Origin of the sequence: Gemmatimonas sp. UBA7669 (assembly GCF_002483225.1) — a bacterium.
GTDB lineage: Bacteria > Gemmatimonadota > Gemmatimonadetes > Gemmatimonadales > Gemmatimonadaceae > Gemmatimonas.
Genome location: NZ_DLHL01000014.1, coordinates 37,249 through 58,422, shown reverse-complemented (window position 1 = coordinate 58,422; position 21,174 = coordinate 37,249). Strand labels below are relative to the sequence as shown.

General features: G+C 64.9%; 18 protein-coding genes. 6 read left to right on the top strand and 12 right to left on the bottom strand.

Features of this window, described 5'->3' with window-relative positions; genetic code table 11:
• Positions 1–70: 70 nt before the first annotated feature.
• Complete coding sequence (locus B2747_RS04880) at positions 71–982, top strand: M55 family metallopeptidase (protein WP_291157387.1); 912 nt, start codon at positions 71–73, stop codon at positions 980–982.
• Positions 983–997: 15 nt separating this feature from the next.
• On the opposite strand, the gene B2747_RS04875 is transcribed toward B2747_RS04880, so the two are convergent.
• From B2747_RS04875 to B2747_RS04865, 3 genes are read right to left on the bottom strand one after another with little or no spacing between them, the layout of a single operon-like run.
• Entirely contained in the window at positions 998–2,026 is a 1,029-nt protein-coding gene (locus tag B2747_RS04875) for a hypothetical protein (protein ID WP_291157385.1), read from the bottom strand.
• Positions 2,023–2,238, bottom strand: a complete 216-nt coding sequence (locus B2747_RS04870; protein ID WP_291157383.1) for a helix-hairpin-helix domain-containing protein — start codon at positions 2,236–2,238, stop codon at positions 2,023–2,025. The genes B2747_RS04875 and B2747_RS04870 overlap by 4 nt, the downstream gene beginning before the upstream one ends.
• Positions 2,239–2,273: 35 nt before the next feature.
• Positions 2,274–3,230 carry an AraC family transcriptional regulator gene (locus B2747_RS04865; RefSeq protein WP_291157382.1) on the bottom strand — a complete coding sequence of 319 codons (957 nt, stop codon included), beginning with the start codon at positions 3,228–3,230 and terminating at the stop codon, positions 2,274–2,276.
• A gap of 137 nt (positions 3,231–3,367) precedes the next feature.
• Here B2747_RS04865 and B2747_RS04860 point away from each other — a divergent pair, with 137 nt between their 5' ends.
• A complete protein-coding gene (locus tag B2747_RS04860; protein ID WP_291157380.1) occupies positions 3,368–4,213 on the top strand; it encodes an NAD(P)H-binding protein in 846 nt (281 codons plus the stop codon).
• A gap of 175 nt (positions 4,214–4,388) precedes the next feature.
• Positions 4,389–5,807, top strand: coding sequence for a serine hydrolase domain-containing protein (locus tag B2747_RS04855; RefSeq protein WP_291157378.1), 1,419 nt, complete (start codon positions 4,389–4,391; stop codon positions 5,805–5,807).
• Between the two features lie 24 nt (positions 5,808–5,831).
• Here the strand turns inward: B2747_RS04855 and B2747_RS04850 are convergent, their stop codons facing one another.
• From B2747_RS04850 to B2747_RS04840, 3 genes are all read right to left on the bottom strand, one after another.
• On the bottom strand, positions 5,832–6,335 hold the full coding sequence (locus B2747_RS04850; protein WP_414652177.1) for a DUF6933 domain-containing protein: 504 nt from the start codon (positions 6,333–6,335) through the stop codon (positions 5,832–5,834).
• A 14-nt stretch (positions 6,336–6,349) separates the two neighbouring features.
• Positions 6,350–6,931 (bottom strand): hypothetical protein, encoded by a 582-nt coding sequence (locus B2747_RS04845; protein ID WP_291157376.1) that lies wholly within the window; start codon positions 6,929–6,931, stop codon positions 6,350–6,352.
• A gap of 81 nt (positions 6,932–7,012) precedes the next feature.
• Positions 7,013–7,570, bottom strand: a complete 558-nt coding sequence (locus B2747_RS04840) for a cupin domain-containing protein (RefSeq protein WP_291157375.1) — start codon at positions 7,568–7,570, stop codon at positions 7,013–7,015.
• 267 nt (positions 7,571–7,837) lie between these two features.
• Between B2747_RS04840 and B2747_RS04835 the strand changes: the two genes are divergently transcribed.
• Positions 7,838–8,098, top strand: coding sequence for a S41 family peptidase (locus B2747_RS04835; protein WP_291157373.1), 261 nt, complete (start codon positions 7,838–7,840; stop codon positions 8,096–8,098).
• Between the two features lie 16 nt (positions 8,099–8,114).
• On the opposite strand, the gene B2747_RS04830 is transcribed toward B2747_RS04835, so the two are convergent.
• The gene (locus tag B2747_RS04830; RefSeq protein ID WP_291157372.1) at positions 8,115–9,710 is read right to left on the bottom strand and encodes a hypothetical protein; all 1,596 of its coding nucleotides are present in this window, start codon (positions 9,708–9,710) and stop codon (positions 8,115–8,117) included.
• Between the two features lie 183 nt (positions 9,711–9,893).
• On the opposite strand from B2747_RS04830, the gene B2747_RS04825 reads away from it, so the two are divergent.
• Positions 9,894–12,749, top strand: coding sequence for a protein kinase domain-containing protein (locus B2747_RS04825; protein ID WP_291157370.1), 2,856 nt, complete (start codon positions 9,894–9,896; stop codon positions 12,747–12,749).
• Between the two features lie 49 nt (positions 12,750–12,798).
• Here B2747_RS04825 and B2747_RS04820 read toward each other — a convergent pair whose 3' ends face one another.
• Positions 12,799–13,644 carry a carboxypeptidase-like regulatory domain-containing protein gene (locus B2747_RS04820; protein ID WP_291157368.1) on the bottom strand — a complete coding sequence of 282 codons (846 nt, stop codon included), beginning with the start codon at positions 13,642–13,644 and terminating at the stop codon, positions 12,799–12,801.
• 132 nt (positions 13,645–13,776) lie between these two features.
• On the opposite strand from B2747_RS04820, the gene B2747_RS04815 reads away from it, so the two are divergent.
• A complete protein-coding gene (locus B2747_RS04815; RefSeq protein WP_291157367.1) occupies positions 13,777–14,265 on the top strand; it encodes a hypothetical protein in 489 nt (162 codons plus the stop codon).
• A gap of 312 nt (positions 14,266–14,577) precedes the next feature.
• Here B2747_RS04815 and B2747_RS04810 read toward each other — a convergent pair whose 3' ends face one another.
• The 4 genes from B2747_RS04810 to B2747_RS04795 all read right to left on the bottom strand — a co-directional run bounded on the left by B2747_RS04810 (position 14,578) and on the right by B2747_RS04795 (position 21,148).
• Positions 14,578–17,676 (bottom strand): efflux RND transporter permease subunit, encoded by a 3,099-nt coding sequence (locus B2747_RS04810; RefSeq protein ID WP_291157365.1) that lies wholly within the window; start codon positions 17,674–17,676, stop codon positions 14,578–14,580.
• The gene (locus B2747_RS04805) at positions 17,673–18,875 is read right to left on the bottom strand and encodes an efflux RND transporter periplasmic adaptor subunit (RefSeq protein WP_291157363.1); all 1,203 of its coding nucleotides are present in this window, start codon (positions 18,873–18,875) and stop codon (positions 17,673–17,675) included. The genes B2747_RS04810 and B2747_RS04805 overlap by 4 nt, the downstream gene beginning before the upstream one ends.
• Positions 18,876–18,952: 77 nt before the next feature.
• Positions 18,953–20,377: a TolC family protein gene (locus tag B2747_RS04800; RefSeq protein WP_291157361.1), complete on the bottom strand. Its 1,425-nt coding sequence runs from the start codon at positions 20,375–20,377 to the stop codon at positions 18,953–18,955.
• Positions 20,378–20,491: 114 nt separating this feature from the next.
• Positions 20,492–21,148 (bottom strand): TetR/AcrR family transcriptional regulator, encoded by a 657-nt coding sequence (locus tag B2747_RS04795; protein ID WP_291157359.1) that lies wholly within the window; start codon positions 21,146–21,148, stop codon positions 20,492–20,494.
• Between the last annotated feature and the right edge of the window lie 26 nt (positions 21,149–21,174).

Sequence of the window (21,174 nt, the reverse complement as noted above, 5' to 3'; positions counted from 1 at the left end):
CAGTGTACACGGGACATGTGAAGCAGCTGTCAACGCTGGTCACCGGTTCTTTTCTCCCGCCCTCCCGCCCATGTTCCGTCTGCCCTCTGCGGTCCGCACCGTGCGGTACGCCACGTTGCCTTTGCTCGCGGCACTCTGCGCCATGGTTCCCGTCGACACCACGCTGGCCCAGACGGCATCGCAGCGACCCGCCGCGCCGCTCAAGGTGTTCATCTCAGTGGACATGGAGGGCCTGGCGGGTGTGGTCACCTCCGGTGATGTGGGTGGCACGAGCGGCGACTACCAGTACTTCCGCAAGCTGGCTGCCGAGGAGGCCAATGCGGCCATCGCGGGTGCGCTGCGCGCGGGGGCCACAGAGGTGGTGGTGCGTGATTCGCACGGCGCCAAGCAGAACATTCTGCCAACCGACCTCGATCGGCGTGCGCGATTGCTGCGTGGTGTGAGCACGGGCCCCAGGAACATGATGGAGGGCATCGACAGCAGCTTTGCCGCGGTGGTGTTCATTGGCTATCACGCCAGCGCCGGTACACCCAACGCGATCCTTGCGCACACGTCCAATGGCAACGTGGTGGACTTTTCCGTCAACGGCGTGTCGTTGCCCGAGGGCGGATACAACGCGCTGGTGGCGGGCCTGTACAACGTGCCGGTGGTGTTTGTATCGGGTGACCGGGCAGCCGTGAATCAGCTGCGTGGTCTGCTGGGCACGGTGGACGGCGTGGCCGTGAAGCAGGAAATCGGCACCGCCATCCTCGGCATGTCGCCTGCCGAGGCGCAGGACTCCATTCGGCTTGGGGTGGAGCGGGCGGTGCGCGCCCGTGCGCAGTACCGCCCATATCGACTGGCACCGCCGTACAGCATGGTGCTCAAGGTCAAGCGCGACGGGAAGACGTTTGACGGCGCGGTGAGTGCCGGCGCTGGCGAGTATCGCTATTCGAGCGCGGACCTGCTGAAGGTGCTGGAGGCGTTCAATGCGCTGAAGTAGGTGGCGTGGATTGTACTACCGTGGAGCCGCGATGCGCCTGACGCGTACGCTACCGTCGAAGGAGGCAATGGCGATGCTGTCGCCCGATACCGACCCGGCAGTGGCGCTGAGCAGCGGATCACCGCGTCTGGGCGCGTCCGTTGCGAGCGAGACCGCCTGATTCCGATTGAGGTCCAGCCACAACCCACCAATCGGCGAGGCGGAGAGCAGCAGCAGCACATGTCCACGATGATCTCCGGCGAGTTCCTTGATGAGAGGCGCAGTGAGCACGCCGCCAAAGCGTGTCGAGAGCGCTTTCATGTCTTCGTCGCGAGCCTGCACCAGCTGTTTCAGGATGTCGGGTGGCAGGCTGCGTTGGCGCAGCATCTCGCCGCGTGCATCGTATTCCCGCAGCATCCCATCCGCCTGATCGAACACGACGAAAGACCCGTTGCCAAGCATGGCGATCAGATGGTCGTATCGCATGAGTGCCGCGGGCGCTTGCGAGCCTTTCGCATGTTGGCGCACCGGGCGCCGCGCAACGGGGTGCCACTCGCCGCGCATCGTCACGCGGGCGAGATACCACACGGAGTCGGCAATGGCCACCAGCAGGGTACTGTCGGACTCCAGTGCAAAGTGGTGAATGGTGACGGGTGATTTGAGTGTGGCAATGAGCTCGCCCTCCCGGTTGAAGAACTGAAAACGCGAGTTGCCGATGTCACCGATCACCACCCGATCTCCCAGCGCATCCGAATGCAGAGGAAACTGGAACTCGCCCGGCCCGTCGCCGCGGCGACCCTGCAACTTGCCAACGCGGCCTGGAACGACCTGCGCGACTCGCCGTTGCCGGGAGTCTGTTAGCACCAAACTGGAGTCATGCAGAACAATGTCCACGATTCGTGTGAGGGAGTCGATGGTGCGGTCGTGAATCGCTACCGAGTCGCTGGCGGGAAACAGTATGAATTGGCGATCGACGCGCAGCACGGCTGATTGCTCGCCGGTGCAGGCGGCGAGCAGGAGTAGCGCCACGAGATACCGCCAACGATTCGTTGGTGGTGTCTTCACGATTCGACCTTGTTCTCCTCAAGCCCCCGCTGCAGCACCTGTAGCGCCTTGGGGCCCATCCCATGCAGCGCCGCAAGATCCTTCTCATTCCAGCCGGCCAGATCATGCATGGAACGGATGCCTGCTGACGCCAGTGCCCGCAGCGCAGGACCCGGCATGCCGTTGGGAAACGCCGATGCGTTGGGGTGAGTGGACTCGGTCTTCTTTGGCATATGCCGTGACATCAATGGAAGTGTGAAGTGTCGCGTCAGCCTGTTCCCACCGCCTCACTGGCCGGCAGGCGCCATGGCAATCCTTCTTCCGCCGCATTGCGCTTGCGAAACTCGCCCGGTGATTCACCCACAGCCTTCTTGAACGCCTTGGAGAATCCGAAGGCGTCCTGATACCCGACGGCCACAGCAACCTGCTCGATGGTTTCTGCGCCATCGGCAAGCAGGCGCATCGCCCGCTGCAGTCGCACGGTGCGCAAGTAGGCCAACGGCGTATCACCCATGTTGACACGAAAGCGCTCTGCCAGCACCGAGCGCGACAGTCCCACCGCGCGGGCCAGGCCGTCAAGGGTCCAGTCCTGCGCGTACTCCCGATGCAGCAGGGTGACGACCTGCCGAATATGCGGGTCGCGAATCGCGTGACTGAATCCCGCCCCGGTGTCCCCTTGCTCCTCGACAATGAGCCGCAGCAACTGCGTGAAGAGTACATCGAGCAAACCATGCAGCACGGTGTCACGCCCGAGTGCATCGCTGCGCGCCTCATCGGCCAGCATGGCCACGGTGAGCGCCACGGGACTCAGCGTTGAGCTCCGCTCAGCACGCAGCACAAACCACGCGGGCAGTTGCGCGAAGAAGGGGTGCACCGGCGTGTTCCACAGCTGATAGGCCCCGCTCACCAGCGTGGTCTCGGCAGACTGGGTGGCACGTCGTGCGCCGTCCAGCTCAATGGTGTCGACGGGCAGGCCCTTGAGACGCGGCCCCGTGGTCAGCACATGCTCACAGCCACGCGCCATGACGGCCACGTCGCCGGCCTGCAGCTCGATGGGTGTGCTCTCACCCGGGGCATGGATGTACGCCGTGCCGCTCACCACCACGTGAAAGCCCACGCTGCGCTCGCAGGGGAAGCGCAGCCCGCGCTGCGCAGGCAGCTCGCGCAGGTCGAGCAGACGGCGCCGCAGGCCGGACTCGCGGAACAGGTCGGTGAGGATATCCATATCCTGAACATACCAGCTTCCGGACGATTGGACAGTGTTTGAGGACTTTCTGCCATTCTACGTCCAGGCCTATGACTTCATGTTCCCTGTCGACCGGTACCCATGCGGGGTGCCCACACACTCAGGGAGAACGATTCATGTCGACATTTGTGGTGCTTGGGGCCAGTGGCACGGTGGGGAGCGAGCTGGCGCGGGGTCTCGAGGCGGCTGGGCATGTGGTTCGGCGCACCACCAGCCGTACGCCGGCCGCGGGTCAGGTGCATCTCGACCTCGTGAGTGGGCGTGGCATCGATGAGGCGCTGCGCGGGGCGGACGGCGCCTTTCTGCTCGCGCCGCCGGGCTTCACCAATCAAGATGTGTTGCTCATGCCCGTTATCGACGCCGCGCGTCGGCTCGGCGTGGGCAAACTGGTGGCGATGAGTGCCATGGGCGCGGATGCCAATCCCGAGGCACCACTTCGCAAGGCGGAGCTCGCGCTCGAAGCCAGTGGAGTGGCGTGGAACGTGATTCGCCCCAACTGGTTCATGCAGAACTTCCACACCTACTGGTTGCAGGGCATTGTCACGCAACAGGCCATCGTGCTGCCGGTGGGTGACGCGCGTACGAGTTTTATTGACGCGCGGGACATTGCCGATGTGGGGGCCGCGCTGCTGCAGCGCAGTGAGTTCAACAACCGCGCCTTCGATCTGACCGGTGGCGAGGCGCTCACGCATACCGAGGTGGCGGCCCTGCTGTCGGAGGCGCTGGAGCGGCCAATCCGCTTCGAAGATGTGACGCCGGAGACCATGCGTCCCCTGTTGCTAAGTGCCGGTCTCCCGGCCGACTACGCCGAGTTCCTGCTCGTGATTCTGTCGTTCCTCAAGGCGGGGTACGCCGAGCGGATTACCGATGCCGTGCCGAGCATTCTGAATCGGGCACCGCGCACGTTTGTGGACTATGCGCGGGATTACCGTGAAGCGTATCCACAATCAGCCACTCGTTGATGAACGGATGATTCCGGTGCGTGAGACGATGACACAGCGTGAGGTGTTGACGGTCTCAGGCGGGATCTACTGAACCGGTTGGCGGCGTGAAACACCGCAGGTTGAATAACGTATACCTTTTACCTGCCGGTGTTTTCCCCGCGTGCACCGCCGCCTGTCCCTTCTGCCCGCCATCATGTTTCGCACACCACTGGCCGTTGCCGCCCTGCTGCTTCCGTCGATCGCACTCGCACAAACGCCCGCCACCACACGCGGCGTCGCCGCCTCACCGACGACGGCACGCCGAGGCCTTTCCGCAACGGAGGAAGCGGCGCTTGATGTCATCTTTCGCAAGGCCTATCCGGCCAATGCTCCGGGTGCGACCGTCCTTATTGCGCGTGGTGATGCCGTGCTCTATCGCAAAGCCTTCGGCATGGCGGACATTGAGCTGCGTGTACCCATGAGACCAGAGAACGTGCTGCAGTTGGCCTCCATCACGAAGCAGTTCACCAGTGTCGCGATCCTGATGCTGATGGAGCAGGGCAAGCTCAATCTGCAGGATCCGCTCTCCAAGTACGTTGCGGGGTTCACCCGTGGCGATGAAATCACGGTGCATCATCTGCTCAACCATTCCTCAGGGCTGACGAGCTACACCAACCTTCACGCCTTCCGCGAGAAGACGCGGGAAGACCTGACGCCCACGCAGATTGCCGAGTATGTGAAACCGTTGCCGCTGGAGTTCGCGCCCGGATCGCAGTACGCGTACAGCAACACGGGCTATCTGCTGCTGGGCATGATCATCGAGCAGCTGTCCGGCATGCCGTACGGTGACTTCATCCAGAAGCGCATCTTCGAACCGCTCGGCATGGCACATTCGACGTACGCAAGCAACTATGCCATCGTACCGAACCGGGCCAGCGGCTATCAGCTGTTCGAGGGCGCGTTCGAGAAGCCGGACTACCTGAGCCCCAGCATTGCCTACGCGGCCGGCTCGCTGCTCTCCACCGTTGACGACATGCTGCGTTGGAATCGTGCCGTCAGACAGAACACGCTCATCTCCGAGGGCAGCAAACAGCTGGCTTGGACCAATCATCGGCTGAGCGACGGCCGCTTCAGCAACTACGGGTACGGTTGGGCCATCAACGAGCTGGCTGGCGCCGGCACCGTGGAGCACACGGGCGGAATCAACGGATACGCCACGTCGGGCGTCTACGTGCCGAGTCGTGATGTGTACGCCATCGTGCTCACCAACCGTGATGATGGCAGCGGTCCGGAGTCCAACAATCTGCGTGCGGTGTCGCAGGTGCTGGGTGCGCCCGTCGTGGAGAAGGCTGCCCTGGTGCTCAACGAGTCACAGTTGAAGCGCTGGGTGGGTACGTATCGCTTTGACGACGTGGTAAGGATCGTGACCTTTGAGAACGGGTCGCTGTACAGCGCGCGTGAAGGCGGTCGGCCCATCAGGCTTGTGCCACTGTCGGAGCATCGCTTCCGCTTCGAGAATCGCCTCTCCACTTACGACTTCGCGGTCGTGGATGGCCAACGTCAGGCGCGCTACACGGACCGCATCATCAAGACCGTTGGTAAGGCCGCAGGCGAAGCGCCTGTTCCAGAATAGTGGACAGCGAAGTGACGCTGTCAGCTACTCATGCACGCCCAATAGTTCCCGCGCAAGTCTGGCCGGCGACTTGAAGTCCATCGTCCCGCACGGGACGGTGGACAGTCGCTCGGCCAAGTTTGCCAGATCGAACGTACCTCCGCCATAGTCCACCATGGCCTCAACCTGATAGGCGTGGTCATTCATGTAGCCGAGGACCCGACGTGATGCGGTGGGGCCAACGCGTACCTCGTGCATCTCGCGCAGCTCATTCTCAACCGTCAATTCTGGCACACCGATGAAACGGAGGACGTGACCGACGGCCTCGTTGATGCGTGCGGGTAAGGCCGGCATATCCTTGGCGGGCACGACGACCGAGAGGAACGTCTCCTCGTTGGTGCTGAGTATCAGGCGATGACGCCCGATATTCAGATGTTTCGCGTACCAGTCGCCCAGACGGGTGGTCGAAGCCGTGCTCTCACCGCTCGCGGATGGTATGTGCTTCGCGAGCTTTGCGAGCAGCGGTTTGGTGCATCTCAGGATGAGCATGGACAATGCTACTGTCAGAATGCCACACGACGAAACAGGCTGTGCCGCAAGGTCATGACCAGCGTGTTGACGCCGACTCCGCCGCCGGGAGCGTCCGGGATGATGTGTCCCTCCCAGCCGAGCAAAAGCGCGGTGCCCGGTCCAACGAGTACGGGAAAGTCGATCGCCGCGCCGATCTGCCAGGTGCTCTTGGCAGGAGTCCGCGCGTTGAGACCGGATGCCCAGGTCTCGGGTATCTGCGCCAACCCAGCGACCACGGTTGCCATGGGCTTCCACGACCGAAGGCGTTGGCCGCGCACGTAGGTCAGTGTTCCACTGAAAGTGCGATGACTGAACCGCGGAGCGCAGGGACCGATGCCCACACAATCGCCACCCTCGGTCCCAACGGTCGTCGTCAACGACACGCCCGCGCTCACCCCGGCGCCAACGTTGCGCTGCAGCGCGACACGCGCCGTCTGCTGCAGCGCGTCGAAGTAGACTGGTGTTCGGGACTCAGGGACGTTCGCAAGGCCAAGCCCAAGACCGCCGGCGATGACCCAGCCACGCGCGCTGTCGTTCTCCTGCGCGCGGAGTGTGTACGGTAGGACTCCCACCATGACAGCAAGAGCGGGACACAGGAATTGACTCGTGACACGACGCAGATTGATCATGCCGCAATCTAGCATCGTAGAGTTGCATCAGCGCGGAATGGGTTCCGGCGCGTCAGCGTACTTCCGGTACCTGCCCAGCATGGTTCCGATCAGCACCAGCACGGGAAAGACGAACCGCTGAACCATTGCCGGGATCTCCGCCATGCTGAACTCGGAGCGATATCGCCTCACGAGATAGGCTGCATCGAGTGGGCCTGGACGACCGCCGCCATGTTGACGCTGCGACTCGAACAAGGCCGTGAGAAAGTACTCCACGTTGTCAGCCGGCTCGATATAGCCGGTACACCGCAAATCCACGTCGCCGGCGCTCCAGAACTTGTGCGCTTCGCCGGCCTTGAACACCACCGTCTCGCCGGGACCGGCGTACTGCGGCGCCTCACCGAGTCGCTGGTAGCCGATGCGTCCCTCCTCAACAGTGAGCGCCTCCACCTGACGATGGTGGGTGTGCATCGGCGGTCCTTCACCGGGCTTCACCACATTCTCGACCTCCAGGCGGTCGCCGGTTCGGCCCGGAACAAGGCGAAGAAAGGTGAGTCGCTCACCGGCACCGTTCTCGATGGTGTGGGGGTACGTATAGCCGTTCATATCGCTGCTCGGCGCGTTGTCGAAGTCTATGGGGACGGTCTTTCCCTTGTCAGCGAAATGTTCGCCAAGGCGTTTCATGATGCAGCAGCTGACCGCCACCCTCCACTGACGCATGCTCCTGCGCTTCTCCCCTGGCATGTGGGGGCGCGCCAGACGCCGTACGACAGCGGTCGGTCTGTCGTGGTCTCGTCACCGAAACCGCTTGCTCACGTCCGGCGACTCGGTGGTCCGTCGCCGAGCGCCGCGGAGTAACGCCTGATCGCCCGCATGGAAGCAGGTCCCGGCAGGCTGGTGCCCGCCTATGACGGCGAAACAGCCACCATACTACGCGTGACACCGCTCGGCGGACCGTGGATGGTCGCAGTACTCACCGCCGGTGGCACGGTGAGCGCCGCTGATGTGATCGTACTCATGGTACTCCGCAGCACTCGCGCCACGACGATTGGCGAACGAACCGCCGGCGCTCTCGACTACCAGAGCACCGCCATCATCGGACTCGGTACGGGCGACCGCCGCGTCTGGATCTGAGGGGCGTTCGCTGACTCTACGGCACACGAACCAGCGACGGCATGCTCGTCAGGCGATACGCCACCGGCCGCGCCGGCGCCGCGGAGCAAGGCAGCTCAATGCTGCGGCCGTCGGAGTCGGTCTGGACCCGAACGGGCGCGCCCGACTGGCAGCGTGCCTCGACACGAGCGAACAGCTCCGCGCCATCCTTCAGCGGGTCCACATCCTCGATGGCCGCAATCACGGGGCCATGAGCAATCGGGCCGCAACCCGGTTCCTGGTCATAGCGCAGTTTTCCGTTGACCAAACCGAAGCCTATGGAAGATCCGCGCGCGCACACCTGCCGCGCGAGATGAAGCAGCGCCGATACTACATAAGCCTGAGAACTGGGCGCGTTCTCCCACCTGACCCCTCGTGACGCCAGGCGCTCATTCAGGGTTCGCCACCGCAGGTCGGGCGATACATCGAACCACTGCGCAGCGAGCGAACCCGCTGGCTGCAACGCACGAAACTCCTGCAAATGGTACGGTCTGCGTTGGCGCAGCGAATTCGCCACCAGCGCACGCCAGGTAGACTCGAATCCCCCTGCGGCACCACCATCGAGGTCGCCAAGCCACTGCAGTACCGTACCACAGTCGTACACGGCCCCGCCGCGCGCCATGATGCGCTGCAACGAGTCCCGCACACCGATCTGACGGTGGCATTCGGTGAGGCGATCCGACAGACGCGAATGCAGCGCGTCCTGTGACAGCACTCCTGCTGCGACCGCCGATTGCAGCGCGGCATATTCCGCACCGCCTTCATGCAGAAATGGGTGCGCATCATCCGCTTGCGCCAGATGACTGTTCCAGAGGTGCGCGGCCTCGTGTGCCACGAACAGCCAGACGTCCGCGCGTGTTGTCGCCGAAGAAGCCAGCGTGAAGTCACGCGCAAAACGCAACGACATTACACCGCCATCAGTCACGTCGCCGCGGAACGAAAATGAACCAGGCGGGCCATCCTGCGTGATGATCATCGCTGGCCGGTCTATCAAGGTCGTGCCAAACCGCCTGGCGTGATCGCGAAGCGCAGCGGTGAGTGCCGAGTCAGCGAGTGCGCGAAGCGGCGTCGGAACGCTGGCCCCCGCGATCAGTTCGTGTGACGACTGGCGTCGGTGCTGTTGGCGTGGTCCGAGGTAGAAGTAGCCTTGCGTGAGCCTGCGTTGGGGCCACTGCATCCAGTCGGCGGCTAGCGAGGGAACCACGCGTGTTGGATGCTGTGCCACTTCGAACGCGGGACCATGCAGTTGCCACCCGTTACCGACCCGAATGGCCGACAAATAGCCGCGGCCGTTCTCCGTGGTATCGGGGCGCACGCTGAGCACCACGCGCTTGATGGGCGCTTCGCCAACCAATGCGCCGCCTACCCAGCGAATGTTCGGGCTTTCAATGGTCCACGCGTCCCGTGGAACAGCCGGATCGCGAAAGCGAACGGTGTCGCGCGCGACCGGCAGATCGATGACGACACGAACCGCCTCCGCGCTCGGTCGCAGCGTGACGATCGCGCCTACAGCCGTCTGTTGCGGGCGGCTGGATTGCGCATGGGCCGCCAGTGCAGTGGACACCAGCAGTGCAGAAATCGAAGACCGAATCATGTCGGGAAAGCAGGGACAAACGGCGAAAGCGTGGAAGCGCAGCGTCGAATTGTGGGTTGTTACCGTGCCGCTGGGCAAGGCTTGGCCGATTCACAGTGCGACATATTGCCCCATGCCGACTTTCGCGATTGATTCGCTTGGACGAGGAACAGCGACGTCTCCCGCCTGCCCATCCACCACGACGTGACGAGCGCGGAACTCACCCCCGGTCAGACCTTCGGCGGCTATCGCATCCAACATCTGCTGGGTCGCGGCGGCATGGGCGCCGTGTACGCAGCCGAGCAGATCGAGGACGGGCGCCTCGTGGCCGTCAAGGTGCTTGCGGCCGGGCTTGAGCGCGCCGAGGATCGCGAGCGCTTTCTGCGCGAGGGGCGCACGGCCGCGTCGGTGAATCATCCCAACACCGTCTACGTCTATCGCACCGAGGAAATCGACGGGCGGCCGACCATTGCCATGGAGCTGGTCGAGGGGGGCACGCTCGAGCAGAAGGTCGAGGTACAGGGTCCGCTGTCGGTGATTGACGCCATCGACGACACCTTGCAGCTCATTGACGGACTCGAGGCGGCGCATCGGCGCGGCATCCTGCATCGCGACATCAAACCGGCCAACTGCTTCATCGGCAGCGACGGCACGATCAAGGTCGGCGATTTCGGCCTGTCCCGCCCGGTCGAGAGTGTCGAACAGGGGCGGCTGACGCAGACCGGGCTCTTTCTCGGCACGCCCGTCTTCTCCTCGCCCGAGCAGCTTCTGGGTGAGGCGCTCGATGTGCGCGCCGATATCTATGCGGTGGGCGCGACCTTGTACTACCTGCTCACCGGCAAGCTGCCCTTCGATGCGGACAACGCCGTCAAGCTGATTGCGGTGGTCATGAGCGGCGCCCCCACGCCGCTTGTGCAGTATCGCCGCGATGTGCCGCCGGGACTGGCCGCCATCGTGATGAAGTGTCTGGCGCGCAATCGCGACGAACGGTTCGCCGACTACGGCGCCCTGCGCGCTGCGCTGTTGGCCTGCCGACCCATCGAGCACACGCCGGCCCCCATCGTGCGGCGATTGGCCGCCGGCGTCATCGACAACTATCTCATCAGCACGCTCACACTGCCGATTCTCGGATTGCTTCGGCCCCTCGGCGTGAATGTTGCGCTCACGGTTGACGATCCGCGCTATGCGGTGGTGCAGGCCCTGTCCGCCGTGCCGTTCGAGATCCTCATCTACGCGATTCTCGAAGGGCTTACCGGCTGGACCCCCGCGAAGCGCTTGCTGGGTCTGCGCACGGTTCGCGCGGACGGTGCTGTGCCCGGTATCGCGCGCGCAGCGCTCCGTGGGCTCTTTGTCGTTGCGCCGGGCCTGCTTGCGGTGCTCGCGAGTCTGCCGCTGGCGATGGACAAGACCGCTGGTGCCGTCGTCGTGATGACCATCAGCATCGGCGGCCTGCTGCTGCTCTTTGCGCGTGCGCGGAAGGCCAACGGCTGGTTGGCGGAGCATGACCGCATCTCCGGTACGCGTGTGGTGACCGAACAGTCCACGGTGGCGCGCGACCGGGCGCTCGGTGGCGAGGTGCAGATGCTGCCGCTTCACCATGCGATGAGTGGTCGCGTTGGGGCCTACGAGGTTTCGGGCGCAATCGACGCCGACGGCATGGTGTTGTTGGCGAGTGACGGTGCCCTGCAGCGCCCTGTATGGATCGTGCGGCGCCCCCCTGGCAGCGCACCACTCTCCGACGCTGAGCGCCAGGCCAGCCGCACGACCTGCGCGCGCTGGATTGGCGGACGCCGCAGCGCCGATGAGGCCTGGGATGCCTACGCCGCTGTGAGCGGCGCGCCGTTGGCCACCCGTCTCGTTCCGGGCGTATCATGGGGGGCCGTGCACGCCTGGCTCACCGATCTGCTCGACGAACTGCGGGCCCGGCGGGACGCCGGACTTCCCGTGACTGGCCTGTCGGCGGCCGATGTACTCATCACCGATGACGGGCACGCCGTGGTGCTGCCGTTTCGCGTCGGACACGGCACGATGGAGGACAGCACCGCGAGTCACGATGCCGCGACGCACGATGCCGCGGTGCACGTTCGCGAGGCGGCCACCGGGGATGCCGGGCCACTCCCTGCCAGTGTGGCCCGACTGCTGCAACAGACCCTCCGGACGGCGCTCGCGGATTGGCCACTGCGAGCGCGATCTCTGCTGACAGCCATGGAGGACCCCGCGTCGCGACTTGATGCGCTGTATGCTGCGCTCACCGCGGCCGGTGCGAACCGTCCCCCACTCACCGCACAGCGTCGCCTGCTGCTTGCCGTCGCCACGACCGCGCCAATGCTGGGCATGGGCTTCGTGTCGTCCTATGGCGCCGTGGTGGTGGCGCCACGCGATGCGGACCTTGATCGACTGCAACCACTGGTGGACTGGCTTGATGATTCCGCGAGTCGAGCCCCAGACCAGCGTGACGCGCGCGAGTTGGTTGGCGTGTATATCGCGGGCCATCTTGGCGAAGCGGTGACGCGTCACCGCGAAGGCCGCGACTCGGCTGTCGTGAGAACCGCAGGCATCGCCAAACGCGAGTGGGCACTGGCGGATTCGGTCGTGCGCGCCAATCCCATCGTGAGTGCCACGCGGCTCGCCGAGGCCGACCGGCTCGTTGACTCGACCTGGAAGGGTCGTCCGCCCGGCGTACTGAACGTGCGGTGGCTCATTGCCCTCTTCACTGCCGCCGCGGTGTCCGGGCTCGGCGCGGTGTTCGCGCTGATCGCGGCGATGACGGTGCGCCGCGGCATGGTCCTGCGAGTGATGGGACTGGAACTGGTCACTGCCGCCGGCAGCCCGGCCGGTCGGTTGCGATTGACCGTACGACAAGTGGTGACCTGGACGCCCTGGATGCTGCTGATGGTCGGCAGCATCGCGAGGCTGACTGCCCGCAGCACGCCCGCGTGGACGATGCCCGTGCTGTTGCTCGGCATCGTGCTGGCGGTGATCGCGATTTTGCTGGCGGTGCGTACACCGGCACGCGGTCTGGCGGAGCGGCTTTCGGGCACGCGCCTGGTGCCGGAGTAGTGCGCGGCTGTTTGCGTGGTCGCGTGCTCCGTTGCGTCGGCAGCGTCGCCTACTTTCTCCAGATGACCAGCGTCCCACACGGCGCGTTGCCCCCGCGATTGAACCGCGCAGGCAACTGACTCACGCTGTAGAACTCCACCGCCGCCACCGTGCCCGGATCAATGCTGCTGACGTCGAACAGCGGCTCGTCCACCCGGCTGGCGTAGCGCACGACATCGTCGATGATGACCTGCACGTAGCAACTGCGCGGCGCGCCCTGTGACTGATCCATGCGATCACCACGCGGCATGTTGTTGAAGCTGATGAGCCCACGATTGATGCCGAAGGACGCGCGGCCGTTGTAACTCACCAGCTGCAGGCCGGGCACATGTTGCGCGACCGCGCTTGCCCAGCGACTGGGGTCCTGCTTCTCCAGCTCGGTCTCAGTGAGGAAGCTGCCAATGCCATAGCTGCGGCGCTCCTCGAAACCACTCAACCAGGGCTTGCGCACCCCCACGCCGGGCTCGGCGCCCACGCGCACGGTGTTCAACTGCTGGACCTCGGCTACCAACAGCAGGTCGACATCCATGCTGCGGCCGGCGGGAATTACCAGGGACTGACGCAAAGGTTGAAAGCCGATGGCCCGCACTTCGAAACGCTGCATGCCCGTGGGCAGGCCACTGAGTTCAAAGCGACCGGCCGAGTCGCTGCGCACCGCGCGCGTGCTGCCGCTGAGTCGTACCTCGGCATTTGCGATGGGCTTCTCGCCCACATCGGTCAGCACCATGCCTGACAGCGTGCCGGTGGCCGCTTCGCCACCCGTTGCCTGGGCCGTCAAGCCAGTGGGCCGTGCCAGCAACAACAGGGCAAGTGCCACATGCGGCGTGGCAGGCAGTCGCGTCGTGCAGAGAGGCATGGCGCAAATCGACGCTTTGCTGCGGCGAACGTCAAGTCAAGTGCGTGGACCCACTCCGTGTGACCGAGCACACCGGTCAACGCACATCGCAGGTGTTCGGACACCGATTCCTCGCGCTAACTTGGTTGCGTCATGAGCACCTTCCGTGAAAAGTGTGGCGATTCATTGCGCGTGGTACTCGACGCGGCCATGACTGCACTGCGCTTCACGGCCGTGCTGGCCGGAGGCATCACCGTGTTTCTGATGGTTGCCCCACTGTTCGGTTATCTGCCGTACAGCGATCGCCCAGGCCCCGGATGGTATGGTCGTTTCCCAACCATGTCACTCGAGCAATTCGCCGAACACGCGCTGAACATGTTGGGGCATGGGCTCTTCCTGGCTTTACTGCTACCCATTCCGGCGCTTATGGTCGTCGGCATTGTTCGGGTCTGCGAAGCGTGGTTCGGACGAGGTGGCGCGATGCCGGCGGTGGGCGCACTGGTAGGCGGCCTGGTCGGCGGCCTGTGGATGCTCATGGCCGGCTGGTATATCTCTGCAGGAGCCCCACTGTTTTCGCTCGCCGTCGTATTGGGCGCTCTTGCCGGCGGCGCTGTGGCGCCCCGCCGCGTCACTCGCGGTTAGCGAACTTCCGCTGAGCGAACCAGTTCACCGCATACGATCCGATAGCCAACAGCACGCCAATGGGAAGCACCTCAGGGAATGGGCGACCGGTCCACGTCAAAATCCACGTCACCAGTGCCGACGAGACGATGATCCCCAGTGTCTGCGTGACCACAATGAAGATCAGACTCTTCTTTCGCTTCGCCGATGTTGCCATGAAGTCCCCGCCTTGCACGCGCTGAATTTCACTACACTCACGGGGCCCCGCCTGCGTTCAACTGCGAGGCCCTGAGATACGTAGCATCCGAAGAATTGACGTTGGCAGGGTGCCCGTCAAGCCGTCGCCGGCGCCCCCATCACCACCGACGGCGCAGTCGCCACCGCCTTGGCATCACGCGGTGCCAGCAGCTTGTACAGTACCGGCGTCACCAGGCGCGCAATGAGCGTGCTGCTCACCAGACCGCCAATGATCACCCAGGCCAGCGGCGAGTAGAGCCCCGAGCCCTGCAGCGCCAATGGCAGCAGACCGCCAATGGCCGTGAGCGAAGTAAGCACGATGGGCAGGAAACGCACTTCACCCGCGCGGCGAATGGCTTCGTCCAGCGGCACACCCTCGGCACGCAACTGATCGGTGAAGTCCACCAGCAGAATGCTGGTCTTGATCTCGATGCCCACGAGCGCCACGAAGCCAATCATGGCCGTGAAACTCAATGTGTAGCCACTGAGCAGCAGCGCCACGATGCCGCCCACCACACCCAGCGGAATCACGCTCGCCACCACCAGCGTGGTGCGGAAGTCACGGAACTCGAGCACGAGAATGGCCATGATGGCAAACACAGCCACGATGATGGCTCCGCCAATGCCACCAAAGCTCTCCTGTCGACTCTCAATCTCACCGGCCGGCACGAGGCGATAGCCATCGGGCAGGTCGAGCGAGGCGAGTGCCGAGAGAATGTTCTTGGTGACCGCGTCGGTGTTGTAGCCCTCACGCACATAGCTGGTCACGGTGACCGCGCGCTGCCGGTCCCGGTGATCGATGGACGTGGGCGAAGACACAAAGCGTGTGGTCGTGATCTGCGAAAGCGGCACCATGGCGCCGGCTACCGAACTCACATGGATGCGCTCGAGATCCTGCGGTGCCGGTCGTCCGTCGTGGGCAATGCCGACACGAATGGGATACTCCTCGCCGTTGCTGGCGCGCATCTTTCCGGCCTCGAGACCGGCCACACCCAAGCGCAGCGTCCGCTCCACCTCGGCGCCCGGCACCCCGAGCAGGCCCGCCTTCTGGCGATCCACCACCACGCGCAGGTCGCTGCGGCGCAACCGGACCGGATTGTTCACGTACTGCGTGCCGGCCGTGGCCGCAAACACGCCCTCCACTTGTGCCGCCAACTGCTGCAGGGTGTCGAGATCTGGCCCTTCGAGACGCATGGCGATGGGCGCGTCGATGGGCGGACCGTTCTCGAACTCCTTGAGCTCGATACGGGCGCCGGGATACTCCGCCATGCGCGCCCGCAGTGAGTCCAGCACGATGGGTGTGCGTACGTTGTCGTACTCGTGCAGGCGCACGATGAGCTGCCCACGCGTGGGCGACTCGGCGCGCTGGAACACGTTGTAGTACACCTCGGGATTGTCCTTGCCCACGTTGGCAAACACTGCCCGCGTACCCGGATGAGCCAGCACCACCTGTTCGGCATGACGCACGGCGCGGTCGGTTTCGGCCAGGCTCGTGCCCTCCGGCGTGGTGATGTCCACGTGATACTGCGGCGTGCCCGCCTTGGGGAAGAGCGAGAAACCCACCGCCGGCACGAGCGCCAGCGCGCCCACCACCAGCAGCGCCGACAGTGCCAGTGTGGTGCGCGGGTTGTGCATGGCGCGCTGCAGCAGCGGCGCGTAGGTGCGATGAATGCCGCGGTCGAGCCACTGCAACACGGCGTTGCCTTCAGGGGCGGAATCGCGGGGCATGAGGCGTGAGGCCAGCCAGGGAATGATGGTGAGTGACACCACCAGCGAGGCCAGCACGGCGTACACCACCGCCATGGGCAACACACGGATGTACTTGCCCGACAATCCCGGCAGGAAGATCAGCGGGAGAAACGCAAAGATGAGTGTGAAGGTGGCGCCGAGCACGGCCACGCCGATCTGTTTGGTGGCCTCGATGGCCGCCTGGGTTCGGGTGTAGCCCTCGCGCAGGAAGCGCGCGATGTTTTCCACCACCACGATGCTGTCATCGACCAGCAGTCCCAGCGCAATCACGAAGCCCACGATGGACAACTGATTGATGGAGTAGCCCGTCACGTAGAGCAGTGTGACCGCCATGGCCAGCGAGGTGGGAATGGAGATCATCACGATCACCGAGGCGCGTGTGCCCAGTGGCAGCAGCGTGAGCAGCACGAGCACGATGGCAATCACAAAATCCCAGCCCAGTCGCGAGAGACGTGAGTCCACGTTCTCACTCTGGTCGAAGCCCCGCGCGAGGGTGACCCCCTGGGGCAGGCTTTGCTCCGCCGTGTCGAGCACCGCCCACACGCGCTGCTTGACGGTGGAAATGTTCTGCCCCTCCTGCACTGCCACCGACACCCACATGGCACGCTGCCCGTTGTAGCGGCCGAGGTGCACGGCGTCCCCGTCGGCCCACTGTACCGTGGCCACATCCTGCACCCGCACCACCGCACCGTCGCGGCCAGCCACCACAGAGCGCTGCACGTCCTGCACGCTGCGATAGCGCCCCTGAGTGGCCACGTTGTAGCGACGGGTCCCCACGTCCACCGAGCCGCCGGGAATTTGCGTGTTGTCGCTGCCCAGCGCCTGCAGCACCTGAGCCGGCGTGATGCCGAATCGGGCCATGCGTCCGAGATCAAGCGTGACCTGCAGCTCGCGTGGTGGGGCCGCCCAGCGTTCAGCGCGCTTCACACCGGCAATGCGCTCGACGCGCTCCTCCAGTGCCCGCGCCGCATCCTCGAGCTGTGCATAGGGCAACTGCGGCGCCACGAGCGCCAGCTGAAACACGGTGAGATCGGAGTTCTGGTTGCGCTCCACCTCGAGTCGTTGCAGAGCGGCCGGCAGTTCAGGACGCAAAGCGTTCACTTCGCGCACCACCTGATCGTACTTGCGCTCGGCATCCACGTCGGCGTCAAACTCAATACGGATGACCGTGAGCCCGTCGCTGCTCGTGCTGCGCAGTTCCTTCACGTTCTCCAGTGTCTTGAGCTGCTTCTCCACCGGATCGGCGACCAGCTGTTCCATGTCTTCCGGTGACGCACCGGGGTACACCGCCACCACCGTGTAGATGGGCACCGGGAAGCTGGGGTCTTCGCTGCGGGCAATGGCAAACCAGCTCGATGCGCCAAGTGCCACGAACATGAGGAACACCAGCACCGTGAACTGCCAGCGCTCCACGGCAAAGCGTGTGAGGTTGCTGAGGCCGTTCATGGGCGCGCGTCCCGCGTGGACGGATTGGCGGCCACCACCCGCAGTCGCGTGCTCGGAGTAACGTAGGGCGCGCCACGTGCGACCACGCGCGCGTTGGCCGTCACACCCTGCACCTGCACGCGGTCGCCGTCGATGCCCAGGACCGCCACGCGCTGACGCGCAGCCGTCCAGGTGCTGTCACCCGCCGCGCTGACCGTGGCGGCGTCGCGCAGCACATAAATGGTGGCCGAGTCTCCGTCGGCCTCGAGCAGGGCGTCGGCCGGCAGCGTGCGTGGGGTCATGCCACGATCGCTGGCCGCCCCGCGTCCGCGGAACGTATCACGCAGATGCACCCGGGCTTCACCCACGAGTCCACTGGGCAAGCGCTCAGCGTCACGCAAAGCGATCTCCACGCTGTAAGTGCCCGTGCGCGGATCGGCCGATCGCCCGATGAGCACCACCCGACCGCCAAAGCGTTGGCTTGGCAGCGCATCGAAGTGCACGGTGGCGCTGTCGCCGGCCTGCACACGCAGGGCGTCACGATCAGGCAGCCCGGCGCGCAGCACGCGGCCACGCCGCGCGCCGCCCAGCACGAACATGGAGCCACCGGGCGAAACAGTCGCGCCGGGTGTGACCTGACGCTGCAGAATGGTGCCCGCCTCGGGGGCGATGATGGTGGCGTACTCGCGGTTCACCCGCGCACTGGTCAGATCGGCGCGCGCGGCATCGAGGGCCGAAGTGGCGTCCTGCAGTTGCACCGTCGTGGCCACGCTGTCGGCCACGAGGCGCAGGAGTCGGGCCTGATCACGTGTAGCCTTGTCCACCTGGACCTGCGCCTTGGCCACAGCCGCGTCGATTTCGCGGAGGTCCAGCACAGCCAGCACCTGGCCGCGCTGCACGACGGCGCCTTCGTCCACGAGGACCCGATGCACGACGCCGCCGATCTTGAAGCCGAGGGGAATTTCATCGCGCGACGCAAACGTGCCGGTGGCCACAATGGTTGCGGCACTGAGATCGTCAGCCGGCGAGGCGAGCGTGACGCTGACCGGGTCGGCCGTCGCGTCGGTGGTATTGGCGGCGGATGTGCGACCACTGTCGTTGCCGGCTGTGGCATTTGCGTTGGCATTTGCGTTGGCATTCGCTTCAGCGCAGGCAGTGAACAGCACGAGGGCCAGCAGAGCGGCCGCGCGCGCGGGATGGTGTGAATGGGAAAGAGACATCTTCGTCCGGAGTGTGTGGAGGGTCGGGAGATGCAGTGGTTGTCGAATTGCTGGAAACGCCTGATGCCGTGCGCGTTTCAGCGCGGCAGTGTGCGAAGCGCCGCCACGCGCTCGAGCTCCACGAGACGGGCGTCGAGCGTGAAGCGACTGATGACCTGATTGAGCGCAGCGGATGTGTAGGCGGCGCGCGCACTCAGGAACTCCACCTGGGTGGCGAGGCCTTCGCCGTAGCGCCGCTCCACCAGGGTGAAGGCACGCTGCGCCGCGTCGTAGCGATCGCGCGCGCTGCGGACATTGCTGCGTGCCACGTCCACGGCGTCGGCCGCGTTGTGCACCTGCGTGGCGATGCCGCGCTCGGTTTCACGCAGGCGCAGCTCGGCCTCCTGCTTGAGTGCGTTGGCCTGTTGGCGGCGCGCGTCGTCCTGTCTCCCGTTGAACACGTTCCACGACATCACCAGCGAAGCGAGGGCCACGTCGTTGTTGCGATCGAACCGGTAGCGGTCGCCCTGCACGCCGTAGCTGGCACCGAGCGAGAGGTTGGGCAGGAACGCACTGCCGGCCACGCGCTGCTGTGCACGGGCCAACGCCACGCCACTGCCGGCCTGCGTCAGTTCTTCGCGGTGGCGCAGGGCATGCGCGACCAGTTCGGCGCGTGGCAACAACGTGTCCGCAGGCTCTTGCTGCGCGAGTGCCGCGGTGTCGCCTGCGAGTCCCATGGCAATGGGCGCGTCGGGCTCCTGATTGCGCAGCAAATTGAAGCCGCGAATGGCGGCCGCGCACAGTCTGCGGGTGTCGTCGAGTTGCTGCACGAGATCACTGCGTTCGGCGCGCGCGCGCAGCACGACATCGGGTGTGGCCTGCCCTGCACTGACCAGGCGTTCACTCACGCGCAGGTTCTCGTCGAGCACGGGCAGGGTGGCTTCGAGGGTCTGTACGGCACGCGTGGCGCTGGCGACCTGCAGCCAGGCCAACTGCACGTCGGCCACCAGTTGGCGGAGTGCCGCATCGCGGGTGCTGCCTACCAAATCCCGCTGGGCCCGCGCCGCCGCCCGGGCGCCAAAGAGCGCGCCGTTGAAGAGCGGCATCTGCAGGTCGAGCTTGGTCTCCTGACGGAAGGGCAGCGTGGCGTTGATGTCCGTGGGGAAGCGCTGCTGACCGAGGATCTGGTTGAGCGCGGCGTAGGTGGGGTTGATGAAGTCGCCGATGTTGATGACGCCGCTGAACTCGGAGTAGCGGGCGTTGAGACCGAGGCTGGGGAGAAAGCGACCATTGGCTTCCTGGACCCCGGCCTCCGCGCGCTGCACGGCGACCTGCTGCTGGGCGAGGGCGAGATTGCTGCGCACCGCCTCGGCGATGTAGCGGTCGAGCAGGCGCCGAGTGCTATCGGCTGTGGCCGCGCTGCTCGCCCGGCTCATGCTTTGGGCGCCGGCGTTCGTTGCGACGGTGATGAGGGGCGTGAGCAGCATGGCCCCCATGAGACTGCGCCGTCGCAGCCTGAACATCGATTTGCTTGTAAACACGGATCGTTTCTCTAACACTGTTAAGTAAAGGATCCTGAAGAAGGGCGCCGAGGCGCCCTGGGAGTGAAATGCCGAGTTGTGTGGTGCTACGGGACTTCAGTGCGTGGGGTTTCGCAGCGCGCCTCGGATGATGAGATCACACTGCGTCCGGATGGTCTCGCGGGGGTCGCGGAGAATGATGTGCGGGTTGCCACAGTGTGTCAGCCAGAGCGAAATGATGCCGTGCAGGCCACCCCAGAAGATCTGGGCCAGCTCCACGGGGTCGCTGAGCTCCGGACGATATACTCCGAGATTGATGCCTTCCGTCACGGTGTCGAGCAGGAAGAGATAAGCGTCCTCTTCCGGACGCTTGTGGAGCTCTTCGTGCGCTACAGCCAACGACTGTGTTGGTGGTGTCATGAACATGAACCGATACTGGCTCGTATTGTCGAGCGCAAAATCGGTGTAGGCATATGCCATGCGGCGCACCCGGTCCACCGGATCCTCGATGCGGCCGATCTTGTGCATGGCCTGGCCCAACGCCGAGAAGTCCGCGAGGCAGAGCTCCTGAATGAGCGCGTCCTTGTCGCGGAAATGGTGGTAGATGGCGGTGGGTGTGTAGCCAATGCGGGCAGCAATGGCCCGCATGGTGGTGGCCTCGACCCCCTCGCTCACGAACAGCTCCCGCGCCGCGTCCAGAATGGACTGGCGGGTTTCGGCCTTCTGGCGCTCACGGCGCGCCAGCGAGGCGGAGCGGATGGCGGAGGTGGTCATCTGGCGAATATTGTCAATTCACCTAA

Excerpts from the sequence above, each read along its gene's own strand:
- B2747_RS04795 (WP_291157359.1), bottom strand. The coding sequence starts at position 21,148 with ATGACCACCTCCGCCATCCGCTCCGCCTCGCTGGCGCGCCGTGAGCGC.
- B2747_RS04810 (WP_291157365.1), bottom strand. The coding sequence starts at position 17,676 with ATGAACGGCCTCAGCAACCTCACACGCTTTGCCGTGGAGCGCTGGCAG.
- B2747_RS04835 (WP_291157373.1), top strand. The coding sequence starts at position 7,838 with ATGGAAGCAGGTCCCGGCAGGCTGGTGCCCGCCTATGACGGCGAAACA.
- B2747_RS04840 (WP_291157375.1), bottom strand. The coding sequence starts at position 7,570 with ATGAACGGCTATACGTACCCCCACACCATCGAGAACGGTGCCGGTGAG.
- B2747_RS04865 (WP_291157382.1), bottom strand. The coding sequence starts at position 3,230 with ATGGATATCCTCACCGACCTGTTCCGCGAGTCCGGCCTGCGGCGCCGT.
- B2747_RS04805 (WP_291157363.1), bottom strand. The coding sequence starts at position 18,875 with ATGTCTCTTTCCCATTCACACCATCCCGCGCGCGCGGCCGCTCTGCTG.
- B2747_RS04870 (WP_291157383.1), bottom strand. The coding sequence starts at position 2,238 with ATGCCAAAGAAGACCGAGTCCACTCACCCCAACGCATCGGCGTTTCCC.
- B2747_RS04880 (WP_291157387.1), top strand. The coding sequence starts at position 71 with ATGTTCCGTCTGCCCTCTGCGGTCCGCACCGTGCGGTACGCCACGTTG.
- B2747_RS04815 (WP_291157367.1), top strand. The coding sequence starts at position 13,777 with ATGAGCACCTTCCGTGAAAAGTGTGGCGATTCATTGCGCGTGGTACTC.
- B2747_RS04855 (WP_291157378.1), top strand. The coding sequence starts at position 4,389 with ATGTTTCGCACACCACTGGCCGTTGCCGCCCTGCTGCTTCCGTCGATC.
- B2747_RS04800 (WP_291157361.1), bottom strand. The coding sequence starts at position 20,377 with ATGTTCAGGCTGCGACGGCGCAGTCTCATGGGGGCCATGCTGCTCACG.
- B2747_RS04845 (WP_291157376.1), bottom strand. The coding sequence starts at position 6,931 with ATGGTGGGAGTCCTACCGTACACACTCCGCGCGCAGGAGAACGACAGC.
- B2747_RS04860 (WP_291157380.1), top strand. The coding sequence starts at position 3,368 with ATGTCGACATTTGTGGTGCTTGGGGCCAGTGGCACGGTGGGGAGCGAG.
- B2747_RS04820 (WP_291157368.1), bottom strand. The coding sequence starts at position 13,644 with ATGCCTCTCTGCACGACGCGACTGCCTGCCACGCCGCATGTGGCACTT.
- B2747_RS04830 (WP_291157372.1), bottom strand. The coding sequence starts at position 9,710 with ATGATTCGGTCTTCGATTTCTGCACTGCTGGTGTCCACTGCACTGGCG.
- B2747_RS04850 (WP_414652177.1), bottom strand. The coding sequence starts at position 6,335 with ATGCTCATCCTGAGATGCACCAAACCGCTGCTCGCAAAGCTCGCGAAG.